General features: G+C 44.8%; 22 protein-coding genes. 6 read left to right on the forward strand and 16 right to left on the reverse strand.

Features of this window, described 5'->3' with window-relative positions:
* Positions 1-88 precede the first annotated feature (88 nt).
* Positions 89-553: a phosphohistidine phosphatase SixA gene (gene sixA / locus ACF8CV_RS23925; RefSeq protein ID WP_005457775.1), complete on the reverse strand. Its 465-nt coding sequence runs from the start codon at positions 551-553 to the stop codon at positions 89-91.
* A 375-nt stretch (positions 554-928) separates the two neighbouring features.
* On the opposite strand from sixA, the gene ACF8CV_RS23930 reads away from it, so the two are divergent.
* Together ACF8CV_RS23930 and ACF8CV_RS23935 are read left to right on the forward strand one after the other, a co-directional pair.
* Entirely contained in the window at positions 929-3706 is a 2778-nt protein-coding gene (locus ACF8CV_RS23930) for an insulinase family protein (protein ID WP_025500551.1), read from the forward strand.
* Between the two features lie 165 nt (positions 3707-3871).
* Positions 3872-4126 carry a hypothetical protein gene (locus tag ACF8CV_RS23935; RefSeq protein WP_005457697.1) on the forward strand — a complete coding sequence of 85 codons (255 nt, stop codon included), beginning with the start codon at positions 3872-3874 and terminating at the stop codon, positions 4124-4126.
* 64 nt (positions 4127-4190) lie between these two features.
* On the opposite strand, the gene fadJ is transcribed toward ACF8CV_RS23935, so the two are convergent.
* The gene (fadJ, locus tag ACF8CV_RS23940; RefSeq protein WP_138937883.1) at positions 4191-6302 is read right to left on the reverse strand and encodes a fatty acid oxidation complex subunit alpha FadJ; all 2112 of its coding nucleotides are present in this window, start codon (positions 6300-6302) and stop codon (positions 4191-4193) included.
* Entirely contained in the window at positions 6302-7609 is a 1308-nt protein-coding gene (gene fadI / locus ACF8CV_RS23945; protein ID WP_005457699.1) for an acetyl-CoA C-acyltransferase FadI, read from the reverse strand. Before fadI ends, fadJ begins: the two co-directional genes overlap by 1 nt.
* A 716-nt stretch (positions 7610-8325) precedes the next feature.
* On the opposite strand from fadI, the gene ACF8CV_RS23950 reads away from it, so the two are divergent.
* From ACF8CV_RS23950 to ACF8CV_RS23965, 4 genes are all read left to right on the forward strand, one after another.
* Positions 8326-8901, forward strand: coding sequence for a sigma-70 family RNA polymerase sigma factor (locus ACF8CV_RS23950; protein ID WP_005479482.1), 576 nt, complete (start codon positions 8326-8328; stop codon positions 8899-8901).
* The gene (locus tag ACF8CV_RS23955; RefSeq protein ID WP_025507790.1) at positions 8894-9622 is read left to right on the forward strand and encodes a DUF3379 domain-containing protein; all 729 of its coding nucleotides are present in this window, start codon (positions 8894-8896) and stop codon (positions 9620-9622) included. The genes ACF8CV_RS23950 and ACF8CV_RS23955 overlap by 8 nt, the downstream gene beginning before the upstream one ends.
* Before the next feature lie 296 nt (positions 9623-9918).
* Complete coding sequence (locus ACF8CV_RS23960; protein ID WP_138937884.1) at positions 9919-11169, forward strand: outer membrane protein transport protein; 1251 nt, start codon at positions 9919-9921, stop codon at positions 11167-11169.
* A gap of 309 nt (positions 11170-11478) precedes the next feature.
* A complete protein-coding gene (locus ACF8CV_RS23965; RefSeq protein WP_138937885.1) occupies positions 11479-12798 on the forward strand; it encodes an outer membrane protein transport protein in 1320 nt (439 codons plus the stop codon).
* 87 nt (positions 12799-12885) lie between these two features.
* Here the strand turns inward: ACF8CV_RS23965 and ACF8CV_RS23970 are convergent, their stop codons facing one another.
* The 13 genes from ACF8CV_RS23970 to ACF8CV_RS24030 form a co-directional block, all read right to left on the reverse strand.
* Positions 12886-13662: a VacJ family lipoprotein gene (locus tag ACF8CV_RS23970; protein ID WP_005494388.1), complete on the reverse strand. Its 777-nt coding sequence runs from the start codon at positions 13660-13662 to the stop codon at positions 12886-12888.
* A 250-nt stretch (positions 13663-13912) separates the two neighbouring features.
* Positions 13913-15130 carry a c-type cytochrome biogenesis protein CcmI gene (gene ccmI, locus ACF8CV_RS23975; RefSeq protein WP_138937886.1) on the reverse strand — a complete coding sequence of 406 codons (1218 nt, stop codon included), beginning with the start codon at positions 15128-15130 and terminating at the stop codon, positions 13913-13915.
* On the reverse strand, positions 15130-15615 hold the full coding sequence (locus ACF8CV_RS23980; protein WP_005457737.1) for a cytochrome c-type biogenesis protein: 486 nt from the start codon (positions 15613-15615) through the stop codon (positions 15130-15132). Before ACF8CV_RS23980 ends, ccmI begins: the two co-directional genes overlap by 1 nt.
* Positions 15612-16166 carry a DsbE family thiol:disulfide interchange protein gene (locus ACF8CV_RS23985; protein ID WP_392417690.1) on the reverse strand — a complete coding sequence of 185 codons (555 nt, stop codon included), beginning with the start codon at positions 16164-16166 and terminating at the stop codon, positions 15612-15614. The genes ACF8CV_RS23980 and ACF8CV_RS23985 overlap by 4 nt, the downstream gene beginning before the upstream one ends.
* A 1-nt stretch (position 16167) precedes the next feature.
* On the reverse strand, positions 16168-18144 hold the full coding sequence (locus tag ACF8CV_RS23990) for a heme lyase CcmF/NrfE family subunit (RefSeq protein WP_046265327.1): 1977 nt from the start codon (positions 18142-18144) through the stop codon (positions 16168-16170).
* On the reverse strand, positions 18141-18626 hold the full coding sequence (gene ccmE / locus ACF8CV_RS23995; RefSeq protein WP_005457727.1) for a cytochrome c maturation protein CcmE: 486 nt from the start codon (positions 18624-18626) through the stop codon (positions 18141-18143). The genes ACF8CV_RS23990 and ccmE overlap by 4 nt, the downstream gene beginning before the upstream one ends.
* Entirely contained in the window at positions 18623-18829 is a 207-nt protein-coding gene (gene ccmD, locus ACF8CV_RS24000; RefSeq protein WP_005457743.1) for a heme exporter protein CcmD, read from the reverse strand. The genes ccmE and ccmD overlap by 4 nt, the downstream gene beginning before the upstream one ends.
* Before the next feature lie 11 nt (positions 18830-18840).
* Complete coding sequence (locus tag ACF8CV_RS24005; RefSeq protein ID WP_005457654.1) at positions 18841-19584, reverse strand: heme ABC transporter permease; 744 nt, start codon at positions 19582-19584, stop codon at positions 18841-18843.
* Between the two features lie 109 nt (positions 19585-19693).
* A complete protein-coding gene (gene ccmB / locus ACF8CV_RS24010) occupies positions 19694-20362 on the reverse strand; it encodes a heme exporter protein CcmB (RefSeq protein ID WP_005457672.1) in 669 nt (222 codons plus the stop codon).
* Position 20363: 1 nt separating this feature from the next.
* The gene (gene ccmA / locus ACF8CV_RS24015; protein ID WP_005457758.1) at positions 20364-20981 is read right to left on the reverse strand and encodes a cytochrome c biogenesis heme-transporting ATPase CcmA; all 618 of its coding nucleotides are present in this window, start codon (positions 20979-20981) and stop codon (positions 20364-20366) included.
* 199 nt (positions 20982-21180) lie between these two features.
* Positions 21181-21672 carry a DUF2802 domain-containing protein gene (locus ACF8CV_RS24020; RefSeq protein WP_005479536.1) on the reverse strand — a complete coding sequence of 164 codons (492 nt, stop codon included), beginning with the start codon at positions 21670-21672 and terminating at the stop codon, positions 21181-21183.
* A gap of 14 nt (positions 21673-21686) precedes the next feature.
* Entirely contained in the window at positions 21687-22181 is a 495-nt protein-coding gene (locus tag ACF8CV_RS24025; protein ID WP_005438733.1) for a chemotaxis protein CheW, read from the reverse strand.
* 35 nt (positions 22182-22216) lie between these two features.
* The coding region (locus ACF8CV_RS24030; protein WP_140075110.1) for a chemotaxis protein CheW at positions 22217-23090 on the reverse strand (874 nt) is incomplete at its 5' end.

Genomic DNA, 23090 nt, shown 5'->3' on the forward strand with positions numbered 1-23090 from the left:
TTATCAATATCTAATTTTTAAATGCTTGTTTTAGATGTCTGTCTATTTAAGAGATCGATTTATCTTTAGATAACGATGACTTAGACGCTCAAGGCGTAATATGCCAAAGCACCTCACCACGCTGTGTTTGTGGTTCGTATTCGATGCACACTAAACCAGAGGTTGGGAACATCGGAGGCGTCATCTCTTTCACAAACTCAGACGTCAAATAACCAACTAACGGTAAATGAGAAACAAACAATAGAGATTCTAGTTTCTCGACTTCAATGAGCGCGTTCGCAAAATCAAACACGCAATCCGACTGACCGTATGGTGTGATGTCGTCACTGGTCTCGATGCTTTTTGTCGAGAAAAACGTACTGATTTCTTGCCAGGTTTGCTGAGCACGGATGTAGGGGCTCACCAACACTTTGTCAAATTGAGCAAAACCTTGCTCAGCACAAGCTCGTGCAACAGCCTCTGACTCGGTTCTGCCTCTTTGGGTCAGTTCTCTTGCTGCGTCTGAATCTGCGAAATGCTCAGCTTCGCCATGACGCATGATGAATATTTTCATGTTATTTCCTAGGGATAGCTAACGCTACCAAAAGGTTGACTGCTATCTTTATAGATAATCGGGGCTAATTTTAATAATGACGAAACAAAAATACTGATATAATTATCTGTTCATTATACCAATTCGCTTGCTAAAGATAGCGACTTTCTTAACAATCTATTAAAAAGAATATACTCAGTTCATCACATTCTACGATGAAGTAATGAACTCAGTGCATTCCTTCAAACAGCTCTACCCCATACGCAAAAGCGATGGGCCCAATGCAGTACTCTTACGAATAACAAAAATGCGGCAAGCAGTATTTGTCGAACGCAACATTTGCGCTACCCCCTTTGGGGTTCATAATTAATGTAATGCGAAATCTGGAGACGCATCGTGCACCTAAGTCCAAACGATTCAAACCAATACCGCTACCTTACTTTGAGTAATGGCTTGCGCGTATTGCTGATTCATTCTGATACAGCTCAACAGTCGGCAGCCGCCCTAGCTGTGAACGTTGGACACTTCGACGACCCAGTTGATCGTCAAGGTCTGGCTCACTATCTAGAACACATGCTTTTTTTGGGTACGGAAAAATACCCTAAAGTGGGCGAGTTTCAAAGTTATATTAGCCAACATGGTGGAACGAATAACGCGTGGACAGGAACGGAGCACACCTGCTTCTTTTTTGATGTCACTCCAAGTGCATTTGAAAACGCACTGGATCGCTTTAGCCAATTCTTTACCGCGCCACTGTTTAACGAAGAAGCATTAGATAAAGAGCGCCAAGCGGTCGACTCTGAGTACAAGCTGAAATTGAATGACGACTCGCGTCGCTTGTATCAAGTCAACAAAGAAGTCATCAATCCAGAACATCCATTTTCAAAATTCTCTGTCGGCAATTTAGATACGCTTGGCGACCGAGATGGTCAGTCTATTCGTGATGAAATTGTCGAGTTTCATCATTCTCAATATTCAGCCGATCTTATGACGCTGACGTTGTTTGGGCCTCAATCTCTTGATGAGCAGCAAGCTTGGGTAGAAGCCATGTTCGCTGACATCCCTAATCATCAATTAAGTGGTAAATCGATTAACGTACCGATTGGGACTGAAGACAGCACCGGAATTTTGGTTCAAATTGAGCCCATCAAAGAGTTTCGCAAACTCATTCTCACCTTCCCTATGCCGGGAATGGATAAACACTACGGCGTGAAGCCTCTCTCTTATTTCGCTCATTTATTAGGTTACGAAGGCGAAGGGAGCTTGATGCTTCAACTGAAAAGCAAAGGCTGGATCACTTCCCTATCAGCCGGCGGCGGGGCAAGTGGCAGCAACTATCGTGATTTTACGGTCAGTTGTACACTCACACCAGAAGGGTTAGACCACGTAGATGACATCATTCAAGCTGTCTTCCAATATCTAACCATGATCAAACAAGACGGAATGAATGAGTGGCGCTACCTAGAGAAGCAAGCAGTATTGGAATCTGCATTCCGCTTTCAAGAACCTTCACGCCCTCTCGATTTAGTTAGCCATTTAGTCATCAATATGCAGCATTATCAGCCGCACGATATTATCTATGGCGACTACAAAATGTCGGGCTATGATGAAGATCTACAACGTTCTCTGCTGCAATATTTATCTGTCGACAATGTCCGCGTTACGCTGATCGCCAAAGGACTTGAGTACAATCGCACTGCGGAGTGGTATTTCACCCCCTACTCCGTCACTCCATTCAGTAGCGAGCAAAAACGCTTCTTCCAACAAATTGATCCGCGTTGGCAGTTTGTTCTGCCAGAGAAGAACCCGTACATTTGTTACGACCTCGACCCAATGCCCTTTGAAAACGGGGGCTCACTACCGGAGTTGATTGAAGATCTCGAAGGTTTTCGCCTGTGGCATTTGCAAGATGATGAGTTCCGAGTGCCGAAAGGCGTAGTGTACGTTGCGATCGACAGTTCTCACGCGGTCGCATCGCCTAAAAATATTGTGAAAACACGTCTTTGTGTCGAAATGTTTTTGGACTCACTAGCCAAAGAAACCTACCAAGCTGAAATCGCGGGCATGGGCTACAACATGTATGCACACCAAGGTGGGGTAACTTTGACGTTGTCGGGCTTCAGCCAAAAACTGCCGCAACTGCTTGAGATGATTTTACGCCGTTTCGCCGCTAGAGAGTTCAACCCGACTCGATTCGAAACCATCAAACAACAATTATTACGTAATTGGCGAAATTCATCTCAAGATCGCCCAATTTCTCAACTGTTCAACGCATTAACAGGTTTGTTGCAGCCCAACAATCCTCCTTTCGCGACGCTTGCAGAAGCGCTGGAAGAAATTGAAGTCGATGAGCTGTCGACATTCGTCGAGTCGATTTTGGCGGAACTCCACGTAGAAATGTTCGTTTATGGCGACTGGCAACGTCAACAAGCGCATGATATGGCAACAACCTTGAAAGATGCCTTGCGCGTAAAAGAACAGCGCTACGAAGAAGCACTGCGTCCGTTAATCATGCTCGGTCAAAATGGCAGTTTTCAGCGCGAAGTGCATTGTAATCAACAAGACTCTGCTGTGGTAATTTACCACCAGTGTGAAGACATCGAGCCGCGCAGCATCGCACTTTATTCTTTGGCCAATCACCTCATGTCGGCAACCTTCTTTCATGAGATTCGCACCAAGCAGCAACTCGGCTACATGGTCGGCACTGGTAACATGCCACTGAACCGTCATCCGGGGATTGTGCTTTATGTGCAATCACCAAACGCAGCTCCTGCGGAATTGGTCACCTCTATCGATGAATTTTTAAATGCATTTTACATGGTGCTTTTGGAGCTTAACGACTACCAATGGCACAGCAGTAAGCGTGGTCTTTGGAACCAAATCGCAACCCCAGACACAACTTTACGTGGACGAGCGCAACGCTTATGGGTAGCAATAGGCAACAAAGATACCGAGTTTAATCAACGCGAAAAAGTACTAGCCGAGCTCAAAAAGCTAACAAGAGCAGACATGATTCGCTTTGTCGTTAACGAACTGAAACCGAGAACAGCAAACCGGTTAGTCATGCACTCGCAAGGCCAAGCACATGTCGACGCACCTCGAATTCACTTAGGGCAAGAAATTGGTTCTATCGAAGAATTTCAGTTACGACCAAAAGATTGCGGTCTGGGCTAAGACCATCACCGTAATGGATAAAATGGGCGGAAGTCGAGCTGTAAAATATGTGAGAAACCCATCAATTTACTAATACGACTTGGATAGTCTTAACAGAAAATTGAAATTACGCGATTGCCGCTTATGCTCTAATTACCGCACAAAAAACATGTAGATGAGGCACTCATGAAGAAACTATTACTACTTGCTGCAGTATTATTACCATTCGCATCCGCTCATGCAGAAATCACAGTAAAAGGTGACGATTTTGAATTGAGCAAAGATTGTGTTCGCCTAAGCGGTGACAATATTTCCGTCAAATCCGACGATTGCTCTTCTAAAAACTGGGATGATAAAGACAAAAAAGGAAACGCTAGCGTGCATGGCGATGACAACCCAGGTAAAGGGCATAACAAAGATAAAAAAGACAAGAAGAAATAAACACTTCTGTTCGAAAAAAGGCTTGCGCGATGCAAGCCTTTTTAATGTTCAGCGTTTCAAGCACTTAGTAGAAGGTACGACCTTCACCCGCTCTAGTCAGCAGTCCGTCGCATGGCGCATAACGATCGCCATATTTCGATGCAAATTCGTTCATTTTCTCAACCAGTTCTTTCAAACCGAATTGATCCATATAACGGAATGGCCCGCCAAGGAATGGAGGGAAGCCAATACCAAAAATCGCACCAATATCGCCATCGCGCGGAGAGCGAATAATACCGTCGTCCAAGCATCGTACTGCTTCATTAAGCATTGGCAGTACACAGCGCAACGCAATATCGTTATCGCTGAGCTTCGATTCTGGCGTCAGTTTGAGTAGCTTGTAGATGGATTTATCGACTTCTTTCTTCTTACCTTTGTAAGTGTAGAAACCTTTCCCGCTCTTACGTCCTTTGCGACCGTCATTCAATAAGATATCGAATACATCAGGACCTTTGAATCGCTCGCCCAACTCATTGACCAGAATCGGCATGATCTTCGCGCCAATATCAACACCAACTTCATCAAGTAACGTGATTGGCCCAACAGGGAAGCCGAAATCCAACAACGCACCATCTAACTTCTCAATCGGCTCATTTGCCAGCAAGATATGCGCAGCTTCATTCATGTAAGGCGCAAGAATGCGGTTTACGTAAAAGCCAGCTTTGTCCTTCACAACGATTGGGGTTTTACCCTGTTTCTTAGCCAATGCGACAACTGTCGAAATGGTTTCATCAGACGTTGTTTCATGCGGAATCACTTCCACCAGCGGCATTTTTTCTACTGGGCTAAAGTAATGTAAACCGACGATGTTTTCTGGTCGCTCTGCCTTTTCTGCAATCTTGTGAATTGGTAACGAAGACGTGTTCGTAGCAAAAATAGTTTCAGCTTTTGCGTTTGCTTCAATGTCCGCAACCATCTGTTGTTTTAGATCCAAGTCTTCGAAAACCGCTTCGATCACAACATCAATGTGGTTGTAACTTGTAAAGTCTACGCCACCTGACAGTTGCAACATCTTCGCCTGTAAATCGGCTTTCGACAGGATGCGACGTTTGCGCTGCTTCTCAAACAACTTGTAGTTGTAGTTAAGTGCATTCAACACACCGTCATTGCTCACATCTTTGATTCGAACAGGCACTTTTGCTTTTGCAACCGTTACATGACTGATCCCAGCGCCCATTAAGCCGCCACCAAGAACACCCACTTTTTTCACCGCTGTTGGCTGTGCATCCGTGCCGTGTTCCTTCTTCATTTCAGTAGTCGCGAAGAAGATAGAGCGCAATGCTTTCGATTCGGAGCTCATCACAAGCTCACCAAATCGTTTCGCTTCAAGCTCTTGCCCTTGTGCAAAGCCTTTTTCCAGACCGTGTTGAATCACTTCAAGAATCGCGACCGTTGCTGGATAGTTGCCACGGGTCTTCTGGTTGGTTTTCTTCGCAGCTTGTTCGAAAACAAGCTTACGACCTAACCCACTGCCCGACATCAACTTCTCTTTCGTCGATTGCTTTTTCTTGCCCTTGTTCTTGCCTTTGTCGATAAACTGTTTTGCTACGTCGAGCAAAATGGTGTCAGGGACACACGCGTCCACAACGCCAAGTTTTTTGGCTTTCTTCGCGCGAAGCTGTTTACCCGTCAGGATCAAGTCCAATGACGGTAACAGACCAATCAAACGTGGCAAACGCTGAGTACCGCCAGAACCCGGTAATAGACCGAGTTGAACTTCTGGTAAGCCTAAGCGTGTCTTATCGGAATCCGTACAAACACGGTAATCACATGCAAGCGCAAGTTCTAAACCGCCACCCAAACATGGGCCGTGAATAGCCGCAACCACAGGGTAAGGTAAGTCAGACAGTTGTTGGAACAACTCTTGACCTTGTTTTGCCAATGCTTGTGCTTCATTCGCTGTGGTACATGCCTCCAACATACGAACGTCGGCACCTGCCACAAAATTGTCCGGTTTTAAGGAGTGAATGATCATCCCTTTGATGCCACTGGAGTCTTTTAGCTGAGCAAAAATTTCTTTCATTTCATCAGCAAAAGCTGCCTGTAGCGTGTTCATCTTTTCATTCGGTACGTCGATCGCTAACCATGCAATGTTCTGCTCATCAACGTTAAGACTAAATGCTTTTTGCTCGCTCATTACTCAACCTCCAGAATCATTGCAGCGCCAAGACCACCCGCAGCACAAGCGGTATTCAATGCAATACCACCACCACGACGTTTCAGTTCACGTAGAGTTTGCGTCATCATACGCGCACCCGTCGCCGCGAATGGGTGACCGTAAGCAATTGAGCCACCGAGCACGTTGAATTTATCCATGTCGATTTCACCGATCGCTTTCGAACGACCTAGGTTTTCTTGAGCAAACTTATCTGAGGCAAACATTTTCACGTTTGCCAATGCTTGAGCAGCAAACGCTTCATGCATATCGATCAGAGTCAGATCCGACAGTTCCAAGCCTGTGTTTTCGAGCACTTTCGCAGTCGCGTAAGTCGGTCCCATCAGCATGTCTTTTTCCACACCAATCGCTGAGAATGCGTAGCCACGGATGTAGCCAAGAATTTCCATGCCCAACTCTTTCGCTTTACCTTCGCGCATCAGCATCACTGCCGCGCCGCCATCAGTCAGCGGCGTACTGTTTGCTGCGGTAACACTGCCGTACTGGCGGTCAAATGCAGGACGTAACTTTGCATAGCCCTCTAACGTCGAGTCGTGACGAACGTTGTTGTCTTCAGAAATCCACTTTTTGTAAGGTTCAGGAAAAGCGGTCATCACCTCACCTTGGATTTTGCCTTCTTTCCAAGCTTGGGATGCCAATGTATGAGAGCGATGAGCTAGCGCATCTTGTTCTGCGCGTGAGATACCGTGCGTCTTCGCCATTTGCTCTGCCGTTTGTCCCATCGACAAACCCGTCGAGTATTCCGCGACGGCTGGCGGAACAGGCATGAGATCTTTAAAACTCAGACTCTTGAGAATATTGAGCTTCTGACCCAATGTTTTGGTTTTGCTTAGAGCCAACAGGTTAGCAGCAAGTTTTTTGGACACTCCGATAGGAAGTACAGAAGATGAATCCGCACCACCAGCGATACCAATTTCAATGGTGCCAGCCATGATGCTCTCTGCTACGTTTACCGCCGCTTGGAAGCTCGTCGCACACGCACGCGTCACGCTGTAAGCGTCGGTATGGATGTTCATCCCCGTGCCCAATACGATTTCTCGTGCGATGTTTGGTGCTTCAGGCATTTGAACCACTTGTCCAAACACCACTTGTTCAATTAATTTCGGATCAATATCTGTTCGAGCAAGCATTTCGCTTACTACCATTTTCCCTAAATCGACCGCTGGCACTTGGCTAAATTCCGTGCTTTGACGAGCAAAGGGAGTTCGAAGCCCCGCGACAATAGCAACACGCTCACCATTGCGTGTTTTTACTTCCTGCTTGCCCATTGTTTCTCCTTAAATACAAGAGGTCTGACCTGATGCATTGTAATCAATTTGTTAAATTTATCAAACGTGCGTTTAAATAAACGTGAAGCAAGTAGATCAATTGCTCTAGTCCATTGATTATATTGAATAACTATAGAAGCTAAAAACGGCAGAAAGTGTGTGGCAGGTAAAATTGAAGCAAAAAAAAACCACACATAACTGTGTGGTCGGAATATCTATAAAACAATTAACTTACGCCAATTGAAAATTAATCAGTTTCCTGATTAGGAGAAAGTAAAGTCAGCCTTCAAAAGGAAGTGTCATCTTGCTCAACATGTTAGTCACAAGGACTAACGAGATGACAAGATGTACTATAACCCCTTCACTGCTTGAGATTTTGAAATAGATCAATTTTATGGTGATTTTACGATCTTTGAACGCATCTAAATGCCTCATCTATTCAAGTCCATTCACAAGCTTGCTACTCAAAATACGTATCAGATACATAAATCCAATGCATTTAACCAAGTCATTGATAACTAAATGATGATATTGTTAACAAGCAAAACTGCATCACTAGAGATAATATCGGTTATTTGTGTATACACTTTTATATACCGACTTAGCTTGTAACAAATGGATTTATCACTCGATGCTGGCTTAGGTTGGCTTAGCCATAAGTGATGGAATAGAAGTAAAGTCATGCTCAAAACGTATAAGAAATACACAGAGCGAGGATGGAGGCTCCTGTGGCCATATTAAAAATGTTTGGAAAGAAAAATTCCAACAGTCCGGTCAACTCTGATATGGACAAACAAAGAAAATATGAAGCGCTCGTCCGGGGCTATCACCGCGATTTGTACCGTTATGCATACTGGTTGTGTAAGGACAAAGCAATTGCGGAAGATTTAGTGCAAGAGACCTGCTTACGTGCATGGAAGTCTCTCGATAGCCTTCAAGATGAAAAAGCTGCAAAATCTTGGCTTATTACTATATTAAGGCGAGAAAACGCGCGTCGCTTCGAACGCAAACAATTTGATTTAGTTGATATCGATGACTACGGCAATGATGCCAAGGTCAGCGACGATCCTCATCATCAACAAGAATGGCTTCAAGCACAGATCATGAGGTTGGATGTGGAATATCGTGAACCTCTGTTTCTTCAGGTTATTGGCGGTTTCAGTGGAGAAGAAATCGGCGACATTCTTGATTTAAATAAGAACACCGTCATGACTCGACTTTTCCGAGCTCGAAATCAACTTAAAGAGATGTTGGATTCTCAAGATACTAAGAGAGGACAAAAAAATGGATGATTTAGAATTTCGTCGTCGTATTTTGTCGGATCCAAAACAGAAGGATGAAGAGATTCTGCAAGCGTTGGCCGCTAGCGATGCCAACAGTAAGTTTGTTGATGACGTTTTGGATCTCGACGCGAAAATTAAGCAGGCCATGAATGTGGACGTGCCAGAGGATCTTGCGGATAAAATCTTGTTTAGCCAAACCTCTAGCGCGCTTGACGAAAAAGTCGTCAAACCCAACTTTGTTCGCAAAGCCATGGCGCTTGCAGCTTCTGTTGCCTTTACCGCAGGTTTACTGGTGGGGCAAATCAACTGGGGTAACATTCTGGTGCCTCCTGCGCAAGCCAGTCTCGCAGATACGGCTATTAAACATGTCATTCATGAAGAGGCATTTGTACGCCATTTAGATGAAAACGTGCCGAGTTCCCAGATCAATGCGAAGATGTCGCCATTTCAATATCAGTTTAGTGACAACTTCCCGTACCACGTTTACTACCTAAACCACTGTGGATTTGGTGAAGCTAATGCTTTGCACATGGTTTTTCAGGGTGTAAAGGGCAAAGTAACGCTCTTTATTACGGGAATTTCTAGCCAACAATCGGCAGATTTTGAAAAGGATGGTATGACAGGTATCGTCCAACCCGTAGGTTCAACCAGCATGATTTTAGTCGGCGAACAAGGTGAAGACATTGACGCTATCGCCACTAAACTGGCGCCTATGCTAAAACCAATGTAACAACTTCACCAACTTTAGCTTAGAAACATTGAAATGCCGTCAAATACTCTCATTTGGCGGCATTTTTGTATTAATCGCTCACAAAACATTCACCACGTCGATTGCTTTTAGAGCTTAAACTCTAAATTATGCAATTTAAGTGCAATTTCCCGTCTTTTAGACATCATTTCCGCAATTTTTATTCAATTTTATCTAATGGTCGGATTTGTCTAGCCCACTCTTGATACTACTATCTGCGCCACTGAGCAAAAGCTCAATTTATCGTCCAGAGAGACGAATCTAATAAGGAAAAACAAATGACTCAGAATACGCGTCTGTTTAAAAAGACTCTCCTAGCAGTAACGGTAGCTTTTGCCTCAGGTCAATCGATGGCAGCAGGTTTCCAAATTAACGCTCAATCAGCAACTGGCATCGGCCGTGCGTTTGCTGGTGATGCAGTAATCGCCGATAACGCGTCAGTAATGGCTCGTAACCCAGCGGCAATGGCTCTTTTTGATAAAATGGAGCTGTCACTTGGTTTTGAAAGCATTACTTCAATGATTGAAGTGAAAGATGCTACTTACCGAATTAACAACAACGAAATCCCTGTGGCCAACACTGATGATGTTGGTGACACTTCTATTGCGCCAAATATTCACCTTATCGTACCAGTTAATGACAAATTTGCCTGGGGTGTAAACGCATACTCAAACTTCGGTACTAAAACTGAATTTTCAGATAGCTATGTAGCAACTGAATATGGCGGTCTTACTGACGTTAAGAGCGCAAACTTTGGTCTAGCAGGCTCTTACCGTCTCAATGAGCAATGGAGCTTTGGTGCTGGTCTAGACTTAATCTACGGTCAAGGTACGATGAAACGTACTGCTAGCGCAAACCTTCCTCTAGTTGGTGGTGCTAAACTTCTTGATGTAGATAAAGCAGACGGTTGGGCTGTAGGCTTTAATGTGGGTACTGTGTATGAGTTAGACGAAAACAACCGTTTTGGTTTATCTTACCGATACAGTCCTGAGTTTGAAGCGAAAGATGACAAAGGTCAGAAGATCACATTGCCTCTACCAGATATGGCTGAGTTCTCTGGCTACCATAAAATTACCGATACTAAGTTCGCAGTTCACTACTCTATCCAATACATCGGCTGGAGTGACTTCGATAAAATCGACTTCGACAACTTGAACCAAGGCTTGCTTGGCCCTACTTATTCGAAAGATTACCAATGGCAAGATGGTTGGCACTACGCTATCGGCGGTACTTACTACATGAACTCAGACTGGACTCTACGTGCTGGTTACATGTACGACACTAGTGCTCAAGACGACCTAACATCGATTTCAGTTCCTGACTCAGATCGCCAATGGTTCTCAGCAGGTTTCACATACCATATCGATACTAAATCTAATGTTGATTTCGGCTTCACTTACTTAATGGGTGATGACGTAAAAGTAAACGAAGAAACGCCAATTGCGCCACCTCTACTAACAACTGGTGTGAGTGCGACAACGCACGCAGACGCTATCCTGTTTGGCTTACAATACAGCCGTAGCTTCTAAGAAAATTCCTTACATTTAATGTAAGTAAACTCTATATAAAAGGCTGGATTTCCAGCCTTTTTTCTTATCTAACACTTATCGTCCGCTCAATTTGAGTGAACACGTGTATCTAAAAATCACAATTAGACCTCACAGGTGTTCGCTGAGTTTTTTTCATTCCACTATCATGGTTAGATTATAAAACCATAAACAAACAACAAATTAGAACAAAATACTAAATACATTCATGTTCCGGATTTTCATTTCTAAAGTAATAACTCTACCTTTAGACTTTTGCCCCACGTTATAATTAATTCAGCGAACATTAGAATGAAAACCAACAAGACTTTCCTATCAACAGCAGTAGCACTTAGCCTACTTGGCACTTCAGGCATGGCAAATGCAGCAGGCTTCCAATTAGCTGAATATTCTGCAACAGGTCTAGGTCGTGCTTACGCTGGTGAAGCAGCAATGGCTGACAACGCAAGTTCTCAATGGCGTAACCCAGCAATGCTTACTTACCTAGAGGGCACTCAAGTGTCTGTTGGTGCCATCTATGTAAATCCAAACATTGATATCAATGGTCAAACCACACTTAAGCATCCAGTAAATCAGAGTGTAATTAATTCCTCTTCAACCTCTTCAGATGACTTCGCACATGATGCGATCATTCCAAACTTCTACCTATCACATCAATACAACGAACAATTCGCAATCGGCCTAGCGTTCGGTACGAACTACGGTATGGAAACGGATCTAGGCAAAGGCTTTGCCGCCTCTCATTTTGGTAACGAAGCAAGCGTAACCACAATGGAAGCAAACCTAAACGCAGCATACAAAATTAATGATGCGGTAAGTATTGGTGGTGGTATTCGTTACATCATCGGTGAAGGAAGTTTTGGCGCTACGACTCCTAAAGTAAACGTATTACAAAAACCTCAAGGTACGACTCTTAAGTACATGGAAGGTGACGATACGGCTTGGGGTTGGCAATTGGGTACAGCGTGGCAGATCAATGAAAACAACCGCATCGGTTTCACGTACAAATCTGAGGTTGAGCTGAAGCTTGAAGGTCATGCTGAGGGCCTTGGTTTTGGCTTCGGTACTCCTAAGCTTCCACAGCTGCGTGACAATGGCTACATGTACCTAAACCTACCAGCAACGGCTGAACTAGCGAGCTTCCACCAAGTAACAGACCAACTTGCGTTACACGCAAGTTTCAACTGGACTGACTGGAGCTCTTTCGAGAAGCTAGAAGCTCACCTAGAAACCGCTGGTACACACATGGTGAAAGTGGAAAACTGGGAAGATAACTACCGCTTTGCAGTTGGTGCGACTTACCAACTTCAACCTAAGGTAGCCCTACGTACTGGTATTGCATACGATACGTCTGCTGTAAGTGATAAGAACCGCACGATCACTATTCCAGAAACAGACCGTACTTGGTTAAGCATCGGTGCAACTTATGACTGGACGAAAGACTTCAACCTAGACGCTGGCTTCACTTACATTATCGCGAAAGACGCACCAATCGTTGAGTCTCGTGGCTACAAGTCAGACGATTCAGCTGAAGTAGTTGGCGGTCAATTCGTTGGTGAAACAACGGGTAACGTTTGGCTAATCGGTGTTCAAGCGAACTACCGTTTCTAATTACTCGTTAAAAAATCGAGAGACAAAAAAGGCTTAGCACTTGCTAAGCCTTTTTTATTGCGTTCATTTTATTTGAAACATCAACGATTAGAATTCATCTAGATATTCGTCTAACAACGCTTCCTCTTCCGGATTCACTTCTTCAACCGTGTCGATTTCTGCTTTAAAGTTTTGACGCTGAATGTAGACATCTCGAGTCAGTACATAAGGATCTGGAGAACTATCAAGCTGTGCTTCTTGCGGTACAAGCAACGCTCGTTTTTCCAAACCTTCTAATGCCCACTTCCCTAAACCAGCCCAAATATTCAAGTAAGATAATGGGAGATACATACCATCGACGGTATCTGTCACTTCTCGCAAAGTATAAGGACCATAACCAGGTATCATAAAGTATGGGCCATTCCCTACGCCATAATGACCAACAGCACTGCTGAACTCTTTATTGTCGTACTTGGTGATACCCGCCGCAGTTGCGATGTCAAATACACCGAGAATACCGAACGTAGAGTTAATCCAAAAACGGTTAAAGTGATCCACCGCTTTGCTACCGTTACCCATCAAAAGGTTGTTCACCATGCTTGATGGTTCATCAAGGTTTGACAAGAAGTTGGCGATACCGGAACGAATAGGCACAGGTGTGTATTCAACGTACGCGATCGACACAGGACGAACCAAATACGGATCTAAGTACTCGTAGTTGATTTCCCACATCGCGCGGTTAAAGCCTTCTAACGGATCATACACATCAGAAGTCGTTTGATTTGTCTCTCCTTCACTGGTTACTGCCTCCTCAGGCGCACTCGAACAGCCAACAAGACCAAGTGCTAACAGTAACATTAGGTAGGATTTACCCTTGTTATACATTCTATGTTCCATAACGACTATTAATATACTTAAGTAACCTCATTTAAAAATGTATGACCAACGCCAAAAAGCAAATGCAGGAACAACCAACAAGCTCAATGTTAGCGATAAATACATTTTAGAAGTCACTTGAGTATATAAACAAAGGCCAGCAAATGCTGGCCTTTGTCATTTTACTTGATAGTTTAGAGTCATACCACTAAATGGACCCGACATTGACTAAGTGTCATATATCAGAGACAACAACTAACTATTGATACTGTTTATCGATGGTCACTGCAACCGGTTGACCGAATTCAACCACATCGCTTTCGCCATGCCAATCTTGGTCGCGCGTTGCAACATTGCCATCAGAATCAACACGTACACGCACGATAAGTTTTTCTAACGATGATAGTTTTTGCCCTTGCATCATCGCATTACCGTCATCTAGCACCACTGTTCGTGGGAACGAACCAAGTGGATAGCGAGCGGCTGCAACCGGCATTGGTGAACCATCAGCACGATGAATTGAGACAATTAATACCGCGTTAGGATCAAGTTGTGCTTCAGGTGCGACATTAATCGTTACTGCCACGCTTTTATCCGGAGAAACCACTTCACCCATTTGTTTGCGTGCATGGTCGATACTGCGTGAAAGGCTTTCGTAACGGCTATCGTCAGGACCGATCATCTGCTGCATGATACCCCAGTATTTAATTGCTGCTGGGTAATCTTTACGTTCAAATGCATCAAATGCGAGCAATGAGAACACGCGTAAATCCACGTAATCTTGTTGCATGAGCTTACCAAGTAAAGAACGAGCCGTTGCGTGGTCCATCTCGTCTTGAGAAAGCATTAACGCCTGAGCGTAACCTAACATAACGTCAGGATCTTTTGGCTCAAGAGCATACGATTTCTTCATAGAATCGATGGCTGTCGTCACATCGCGGTTCGCTAATGCAATACGACCGAGTAGCAACCAACCGGTTGAATCTTCTGGCTGATAATGCAGGCGCGTGCGCAGTGCTAAGGTTAAATCAGCCATTTCATCATCGCTCAGAGGTTCAGAAGACGACGACATCAGCTTCTTAGAAAGCTCTGGCAAGTTAGACGTAACCTCTTGCCATTTCACAACATCTTGAGATGCGCCAAACTTGTAATAAAGCCCGTAACTTAACGCAACTGTAAGAATCACAGAAGGAATAAGCACTGCCATCGGCGAGACTTTGGTTTCCTGACTCATTTTCTGTGCAGGAATATCATCCAAAAGTGACTGCTTAAGATCAGAAATCAGATCTTCTTGACTCTCGACAAGACCTTCTTCTGTTTCTTCTTGAAGCTCAGAAAGACGATCTTTATAAAAAGCTTTGTTCAACTCATCACGTAAGATGTCGTCGTTGTTTGCTTTCTGCTTCAAAAGAGGCAGCGCAACTAACGCACAAGCAATCAACGTAAGAATAACGGTGGAAATCCAAAATAGAGTCATTACTTATTATCTCCGTTATTCTCTTCTTCAAGCAGCGCTTTTAAACGCGCTTCTTTTTGCTCGTCCCATTTCTCGTCGTTGTTTGCCGTGACTTTTGCTTTTGACTTTCGGCTACGAAGCACGATCAAACCAAAACCGCCCAAAACCACAGCCAGTGGACCAAGCCATAAAATCGCTGTCGACATAGTGAATGGCGGATTGTACGTCACGAAGTTGCCGTAGCGCGCGATCATGTAATCGACGATCTCTTCTTTTGACTTGCCCTCTTTCGTCATTTCGTAGACCTTGTGGCGCAAGTCTTGAGCAAGTTCGGCATTCGAATCAGAGATGGTGTTGTTCTGACATTTAGGGCAACGTAATGTGTGCCCCAGCTCCTTGAACTGTTGCTCCTGCTCTAAGTTGTCAAACTCATACACTTCAATTGCAGCATGTGCCGCCAACGAGAATGTTAGGGCTGCAAACACTGCTAAAATCACTTTTCTCATTGCTTCGCCTCCTCAACCAGCTGGTTGTACATCGGTGCTAACGTGTCAGCCCAATTTCGAGGGTTAACATCACCTACATGACGGTAACGAATGACACCATTCGCATCGATAATGAAGGTTTCTGGTGCGCCGTACACACCAAGATCCAGCCCCAACATACCGCTGCCATCGAACAGACTAATTAGGTATGGGTTACCTAAATCGTTCAACCAACCGATCGCTTTGTTTCGATCATCTTTGTAGTTCATACCGATGATCTTCACGCCTTTACTAGCAAGTTCGTTGAGATATTTATGCTCTGCGTAGCAAGTAGGACACCATGTAGCCCACACATTTAACAGCAGAGGCTCACCTTTAAAAATCGACTGATCGTACTGTTTACCCGGTTCGGCCAAGTCTTCTAAGTGAAACTTAGGAACAGGTTTGCCAACTAAAACAGATTCCAGCTTTGTTGGGTCGTCACCATCTTGGTTACGAACCAACTGTGTTGCGAAGATCCCCGCCAGAACTAAGAAAGCAACCAACGGGATAAACAAGATTTTCTTATTCATTTTATGCTACCTGCTCGTTTGACTTTGCGTTCTTTTTCGATGACTTACGGAAGCGGTAACGCTTATCAGAAATCGCTAGTGCGCCACCTAATGCCATGATCAAAGAGCCAGCCCAGATCCAACGTACGAACGGCTTGTAGTAAATGCGCACCGCCCAAGAACGGTTATCTTCCAAACGCTCCCCCATCGCGATGTAAAGGTCGCGAGTGATGCCACGATCAATGGCCGCTTCTGTCATCATCGACTTCGCGGTGCGGTAGAAACGCTTCTCGGCATGAAGTGTATTGATGTACTTACCATCGTGTGTGATTTCGAAATCAGCGATGTAACCATCGTAGTTCGGACCGTCTTTATCGCGAAGACCCGAGAAGTAGAAATCATAACCTTCGATTTGGAAGTGTTCACCTGGCGCTAGACGCACATCACGCTCAATGCTGTAGTTTTGTACCATAGCGATACCAATGATCGTCACGGCAAGACCGATATGACCAAACATCATCGCCCAGTGGCTACGTTGAAGCTTACGAACACCTTCAGCAAAACTGTGACGGTGCGTCGCACGCTCATGCAATTCGAACGCATGCATTGCCACAATCCAAATCGACATAACCCAGCCGATGTACGCCATCACTGAGAAGAAATCAGCAAATAGGAATACACAAACCGCCGCCAACGCCAGAGACATAGTGCCCGACACAAGCATAGGCTTCACAATCGAAGATAACTGGTCACGCTTCCAACGGATAAGAGGACCGATACCTAGCAAGAAGGCAAACGGCATCATGAGCCATGCAAATAGCATATCGAAGAATGGGGCACCGATAGAAACCGAGCCCAAACCAAGCTGCTTGTGAACCAATGGCAACAACGTACCAACTAAAACAACCACAAGTGCAGCAATCAGCAAAACGTTATTGGCCAGAAGTGCGTTTTCGCGTGACACTAAATCAAAGTTACCACGAACACGTACCGCCGCACCTTTCACCGCGAATAGCAGTAAAGAGCCACCGATAACGAAGACAAGGAAACCAAGGATAAACATACCGCGAGAAGGATCGGACGCAAACGCGTGTACCGACACCAAAATGCCCGAACGAACTAAGAAAGTACCTAACAAACTCAACGAGAATGCAGAGATCGCTAGCAATACTGTCCAAGCTTTAAATGTACCGCGTTTTTCCGTCACTGCTAGCGAGTGCATAAGTGCAGTACCTGCTAGCCAAGGCATAAAGGATGCATTTTCTACTGGATCCCAGAACCACCAGCCGCCCCAGCCAAGTTCGTAATAAGCCCACCAAGAACCTAGTGCGATACCCAAAGTTAGGAATACCCATGCCGCCGTTGTCCAAGGACGAGACCAGCGCGCCCATGCTGTATCAAGACGACCTGTCATTAGAGAAGCAATCGCGAACGAAAACGCAACAGAGAAACCGACGTAACCCATGTACAGCATTGGTGGATGCACAATCAGCCCAGGGTCTTGCAGAAGCGGGTTCAAATCTCGACCATCAACAGGGAAGAACGGTAACGTACGTAGGAATGGGTTTGACGTTAAGATAATAAACAGTAGGAAACCTACTGAGATCATACCCATTACGGCAAGTACACGTGCAACCGACTCTTGTGGCATACCGCGGCTGAATGTAGCAACCGCGACGGTCCAACCTGCTTGGATAAGCACCCAAAGCAATAGGGAACCTTCGTGTGCACCCCATACCGCTGTCAAACGGTAGTACCAAGGCAGTTGGCTGTTTGAGTTACTTGCTACGTATTGCAGAGTGAAGTCGTTAGTATAAAAACCCCAACACAAAATCACGAACGAGAAAAACAGCATGATGAACATCGACCAAGACAGCGGTCGAGCGGTATTCATCAGCATCGTATTATTGTTTGATGCGCCCCATAGCGGCAGTACAGAAAGCAGTACCGCCATCGCTAAAGATAAAATGAGGGCAAAATGGCCGATTTCAGCAATCATTCGCCGCTTCCTTGTTTTTGTTCACTGCTGTATTGCAATGGTTCATGCGTTTTCTTCATGGCTTCTGCAATTTCAGGTGGCATGTATTCTTCGTCGTGTTTAGCGAGAACTTCAAACGCTTCAACTGTCGTTGCATCTTTTAGAACACCTTGCGCAACGATGCCCTGCCCTTCACGGAACAAATCAGGAAGAATACCTTCGTAAGTGATCGTTACTTTTGGACCCACATCATGCAGATCAAAGCTCACTTTAAGAGAGTTAGGATCACGACGAACCGAGCCTACAACCACCATACCACCAATACGAAGACGCTGACCAACCTCAGGTTTAGTACCATCTGGCTTACCGTTGACCAGTTCAGTCGGCGTGTAGAAAAGGTCCATATTTTGGTTAAGCGCATATAACATCAAACCGATGGTGGCACTGATACCGATAAAGATCGCCAGAACAATACCTAGCCTCTTTTTACGTCTCGGGTTCATAAGGTGTTCTCCATATTCTTCGCTGCGTCAATACGCGCTTGACGGTCAATTTTCGCTTTCACTTCTTTCATTAATGCATCACCGCGACGTAGGCTGGTGATTAGAAGGATAAGCATTGATAAAAAAGTAATGCCGAACGCGCTCCATACGTATGACGCATAGCCACCCATGGCAAAAAAGTCGCTCAGAGATTCAAAGTGCATCGTTAATTACCTCACTGAGTTTTGTCTGTTGCGAGATCGCGAACCCAAGGGCGATGACTTTCTTTACTGATGATTTCGTTACGGAAACGCACCATAGTCACAGCACCAAAGAAGAACGCAAAACCAAAGATGTTCAGCAACAGTGGCCAAAGCATGTCGGATGAAATTGAAGGTTGTTCGAATTTCGTAATTGTTGCGCCTTGGTGAAGCGTGTTCCACCACTCAACAGAGAAGTGGATGATTGGCAGGTTCACTACGCCAACAATCGCCAAAATACCCGCTGCTTTTGCAGCCGTTTTTTGGTCATCAAACGCGTGGTAAAGTGCTATCACACCAAGGTAAAGGAATAGAAGAATAAGTTCAGAAGTAAGACGAGCATCCCATACCCACCAAGTGCCCCACATCGGTTTGCCCCAAACGGCACCGGTCAGAAGAGCAATAAAGGTGAATACTGCGCCGATCGGTGCCATCGCAAGAGCGGCCATATCTGATAAGCGAACTTGCCAAACCAAACCGATAAAGGCAGCAATCGCCATCGACATGTACACGCCCATAGACCAAATAGCAGATGGAACATGAATATAAATAATTCGGAAACTGTCACCTTGTTGGTAATCAGAAGGCGCAAACGCCAGTCCCCAAACGGTACCTACCGCTAGGCATACGAGGGCCAATACAGAAAACCAAGGTAAGAACTTACCACTCAAACGGTAAGCTGCTTCTGGCTTGGCATAAGGATGTAGCCATTTCCACATGTTTAGTTCTCACTCTTACTTCAGGGACACTGTCTAAGGGGTCGAGACCGTAGCAGTGCTTTAATAATAATTCTTTGATCAAGCGTCGTGTTAATGACACTTTATTGAGTTAGTTAACACTAACTCGCAACGCGGCACTGATTGCAAATGGCGTGAGAGTTATCGCGCCCATTAACATTGCACCTAAAATCGCCAATTGACCGTTATACGCCATACCTAACGCAGCAGCATCAATCGCCGATGTTGCGAAAATCAGAATTGGGATATAGAGCGGAAGAATAAGCAAACTCAAAAGAACGCCGCCCTTTTGTAACCCAACTGTCAGCGCCACACCAATAGCACCGATAAAACTCAGTGTCGGGGTGCCAATCATTAACGTGAGCACCACAGACAACCAAGTGTTGAAATCCAGAGAAAGTAATACTGCCAATAGCGGGCTGATCAAAATCAGCGGTAATCCCGTTAGCACCCAATGAGCTATGACCTTAGATATCACCACAAGTTGCAAGGGAATTGGCATGAGCATCATTTGCTCTAACGCACCATCTTGAAAATCATCACGAAATAGACGTTCTAATGATAATAATGCCGATAGCAATGCGGCAACCCAAACAATGCCCGCTGCAATACGTGCTAACAAATTAGGTTCAGGCCCAATACTCAATGGAAACAAAGTAATAACAATAATAAAGAACCAAAGCGGGTTCAAAATGTCGGCTTGGCGACGAAATGCAATCAAGAGTTCGCGGCGAATAATAGTTGTCATGGCCGAAATCATATCAATCACCCAATTTTATTTTTCTAAGTTTAGGGCTGTCAGCAAACATATCTTGGTGCGTCGTTAACATCACAATGCCACCGTTATCGGCATGCTGAGCAAACAGAGCTTCAAGCACTTTGACACCTTGTTTGTCGATTGCTGTTAGTGGTTCATCCAAAATCCACAAAATCTGCTTACTTAGCCAAAGTCTAGCCAAAGCAACGCGACGCTGCTGACCCGCAGAAAGTTGTGCTACAGGTACATCTTCTCGCCCCGCAAGCCCCACTTGGGTTAAAGCAGTAAAGATTTCTTCATCGGAAGTGCTGTTATTTTGAATAGATTGGTAAAAACGTAAGTTTTCAAATGCGGTGAGTTCGCGCTTTACGCCAGTTTGATGGCCGAGAAATAGCAAGTCTTGGTGGAAGACATCACGAGATTTTTCAACCTCTTCACCTTTCCACTTGATCATTCCTTCTTCTCTATCGCCTAACCCTGTAATAATGCGCAGTAGCGTCGTTTTACCTGTGCCATTACGCCCTTCGATCTGGACTAACTCACCAGGCTTAATTTCAAATTGCAGGTTTTCAAACAGGACCCTTTCATCACGGATCGCAGTCAGGTTAGACACTTCTAACATAGGGCTTCAACTTCATAAGGAACGAAGGGCTATATTAACACAGCTTACTTGTGACAAAACAGGATAAGAAAGCAGGGATGTATGTAAGTTCATGTATTTTTGTTAACTTACTGTCACACTTTGATAAAATTAACCATAAGTGGCTATAAGTTTTTATTTTAGATATAAAAAAAGAAGCCGAAGCTTCTTTTTATTCTCTTTATCGTCGACGCCCACGTGGTGGGTAATTCGAATCATCGGAAGGTTGACTGCTTAATGGCGGGATCTTCTCTTTTCCAGCCAGTTTTTTCTGCAAAGAGAGCATCAACTCTGCTTCTGCTTTTGGCAGTTCACACTCTTCGATTAGCTCGTTGATATCAGCCCCTAACTGCACCATTTTGGTTGCTCTACTGTATAAGCGACCATCAGTATCAGCGTGTTCTAGTTCGCGAATTCGCTCATTAAGATGTTGGATGATATCTTGCTGCTCAGTTACTTTTTGGCCAAGGCCAACTACAACCGAACGTACCTCTAGTAGCTGTTTGTTCAGCTTCTGCACTTCTTTATCCGCGTGTCGTGCCTGCGCTCGCTGTTGGTCCATTTGCTTTTGCAAACTAGCACGAATGCGCAGCTGCAACACAACCAACACCAATACAATAAACGCAACGCCACCCGCGAGGAATGGTACAGATAAAAAAGTCTCTTCAGCCATCGTCATTCAGCCAATTATAGGTGAGCCATCTCGTCCCATTCGTCGTCAGTTAGCAGCTTGTTCAAATCAACAAGGATCAGAAGCTTACCGTCACGGTTGCTTACACCTTGGATGAATTTCGCACTTTCGTCTGTACCTACAGAAGGCGTAGTGTCGATCTCAGAAGAACGTAGGTAAACCACCTCAGCAACGCTATCTACCAAGATGCCGATAACTTGACGCTCTGATTCGATCACGATGATACGTGTGTTATCAGTTACTTCGCCTTCCATCAAACCGAAGCGTGAACGTGTATCGATAACCGTTACAACGTTACCACGTAGGTTGATGATACCTAGTACGTAATCTGGCGCACCTGGAACTGGAGCAATTTCAGTGTAACGAAGAACTTCACGAACTTGCATTACATTGATGCCGTACGTTTCTTCTTCTAGTTGGAACGTCACCCACTGAAGAACTTCGTCATTCGATGTATCTTTCTTCACTTCTACTTCAAAAGCTTGAGACATAGTTAATCCTCGTTAATGTCGTTCCCGACTTAAATCTAATTCAGTGATTTTACATCTAAACCGGCGTTTAGCATGTCTATAAGTGCTTGGACATGAATTAAAGCACACATTTTTTCTTTCACCATGCCCGCTAGCCAAGGGCGTTTACCCGCTTGTTCTCGCCAACGAACATTGTCGCCATTTAGGGTTTCAGTACCCAATAGTTGGTTACTGGCTAAACCCCACATGCTTTCACCAAGCATGACAACGTATTGGTAGTTATCTTTGTATTCATCCCCACGGAGTTTGTCTGCCATCACCCACTTTGCAGTGTCGACAACATCAAACTGCTGTTCGCGGTTCGTCTGTAAACCTAAGTACCAGGCTGGTCGACCAATAAGGTGGTTGAGCTCGGTAATGCGATGAATGCCACCCAATTCATCGAGCGGTACGGCAAATGTCACTTCGTTGACGTCAAAGTAAAGCACTTGAAAATCTTCACTTCTTTGCGTGCCTTCCCACGTATTGGGGATCGCAGGGCTCGCCTCGGTTTCCAGTTGCGTTTCGGTTTGCTGTTCTATCGCGATGTCTTGTTCTATCTCAGGAACAACTTCTACCGCTTCGACTTGAGCTACCTCAGTTTGAATGACTTCAGAAACAGGCTCTTCTATCACCCATTCTTGAATTTCTTCAACCACTTCTATTGGTGACTCAAGAGCTACTTCAACGTCTGGTTGTATCGACTTTGCGTGAATCGCAATGTCGATGGTGTTCTGTTCCAAAATGTCGTCTATGTCTAACTCATCTACGACATTGGTCGATTCGAGTTGACTCAATAACCTTTGAACGTCTTCTAAATTCGGCGCTTCCAGTTGCGGTGCGTAGTTTTCGCGAAACTGGTAAGAGTCTGACTCTGCGTATTGCATCTGG

It is taken from the genome of Vibrio sp. zbq_1 (genome assembly GCF_043102935.1).
GTDB classification, from domain to species: domain Bacteria; phylum Pseudomonadota; class Gammaproteobacteria; order Enterobacterales; family Vibrionaceae; genus Vibrio; species Vibrio parahaemolyticus.

What these genes read in the sequence shown, in the direction of transcription:
- sixA (WP_005457775.1), bottom strand. Translation starts at nt 553, where the DNA reads ATGAAAATATTCATCATGCGTCATGGCGAAGCTGAGCATTTCGCAGAT.
- ACF8CV_RS23935 (WP_005457697.1), top strand. Translation starts at nt 3,872, where the DNA reads ATGAAGAAACTATTACTACTTGCTGCAGTATTATTACCATTCGCATCC.
- fadJ (WP_138937883.1), bottom strand. Translation starts at nt 6,302, where the DNA reads ATGAGCGAGCAAAAAGCATTTAGTCTTAACGTTGATGAGCAGAACATT.
- fadI (WP_005457699.1), bottom strand. Translation starts at nt 7,609, where the DNA reads ATGGGCAAGCAGGAAGTAAAAACACGCAATGGTGAGCGTGTTGCTATT.
- ACF8CV_RS23950 (WP_005479482.1), top strand. Translation starts at nt 8,326, where the DNA reads ATGGAGGCTCCTGTGGCCATATTAAAAATGTTTGGAAAGAAAAATTCC.
- ACF8CV_RS23955 (WP_025507790.1), top strand. Translation starts at nt 8,894, where the DNA reads ATGGATGATTTAGAATTTCGTCGTCGTATTTTGTCGGATCCAAAACAG.
- ACF8CV_RS23960 (WP_138937884.1), top strand. Translation starts at nt 9,919, where the DNA reads ATGACTCAGAATACGCGTCTGTTTAAAAAGACTCTCCTAGCAGTAACG.
- ACF8CV_RS23965 (WP_138937885.1), top strand. Translation starts at nt 11,479, where the DNA reads ATGAAAACCAACAAGACTTTCCTATCAACAGCAGTAGCACTTAGCCTA.
- ACF8CV_RS23970 (WP_005494388.1), bottom strand. Translation starts at nt 13,662, where the DNA reads ATGTATAACAAGGGTAAATCCTACCTAATGTTACTGTTAGCACTTGGT.
- ccmI (WP_138937886.1), bottom strand. Translation starts at nt 15,130, where the DNA reads ATGACTCTATTTTGGATTTCCACCGTTATTCTTACGTTGATTGCTTGT.
- ACF8CV_RS23980 (WP_005457737.1), bottom strand. Translation starts at nt 15,615, where the DNA reads ATGAGAAAAGTGATTTTAGCAGTGTTTGCAGCCCTAACATTCTCGTTG.
- ACF8CV_RS23985 (WP_392417690.1), bottom strand. Translation starts at nt 16,166, where the DNA reads ATGAATAAGAAAATCTTGTTTATCCCGTTGGTTGCTTTCTTAGTTCTG.
- ACF8CV_RS23990 (WP_046265327.1), bottom strand. Translation starts at nt 18,144, where the DNA reads ATGATTGCTGAAATCGGCCATTTTGCCCTCATTTTATCTTTAGCGATG.
- ccmE (WP_005457727.1), bottom strand. Translation starts at nt 18,626, where the DNA reads ATGAACCCGAGACGTAAAAAGAGGCTAGGTATTGTTCTGGCGATCTTT.
- ccmD (WP_005457743.1), bottom strand. Translation starts at nt 18,829, where the DNA reads ATGCACTTTGAATCTCTGAGCGACTTTTTTGCCATGGGTGGCTATGCG.
- ACF8CV_RS24005 (WP_005457654.1), bottom strand. Translation starts at nt 19,584, where the DNA reads ATGTGGAAATGGCTACATCCTTATGCCAAGCCAGAAGCAGCTTACCGT.
- ccmB (WP_005457672.1), bottom strand. Translation starts at nt 20,362, where the DNA reads ATGATTTCGGCCATGACAACTATTATTCGCCGCGAACTCTTGATTGCA.
- ccmA (WP_005457758.1), bottom strand. Translation starts at nt 20,981, where the DNA reads ATGTTAGAAGTGTCTAACCTGACTGCGATCCGTGATGAAAGGGTCCTG.
- ACF8CV_RS24020 (WP_005479536.1), bottom strand. Translation starts at nt 21,672, where the DNA reads ATGGCTGAAGAGACTTTTTTATCTGTACCATTCCTCGCGGGTGGCGTT.
- ACF8CV_RS24025 (WP_005438733.1), bottom strand. Translation starts at nt 22,181, where the DNA reads ATGTCTCAAGCTTTTGAAGTAGAAGTGAAGAAAGATACATCGAATGAC.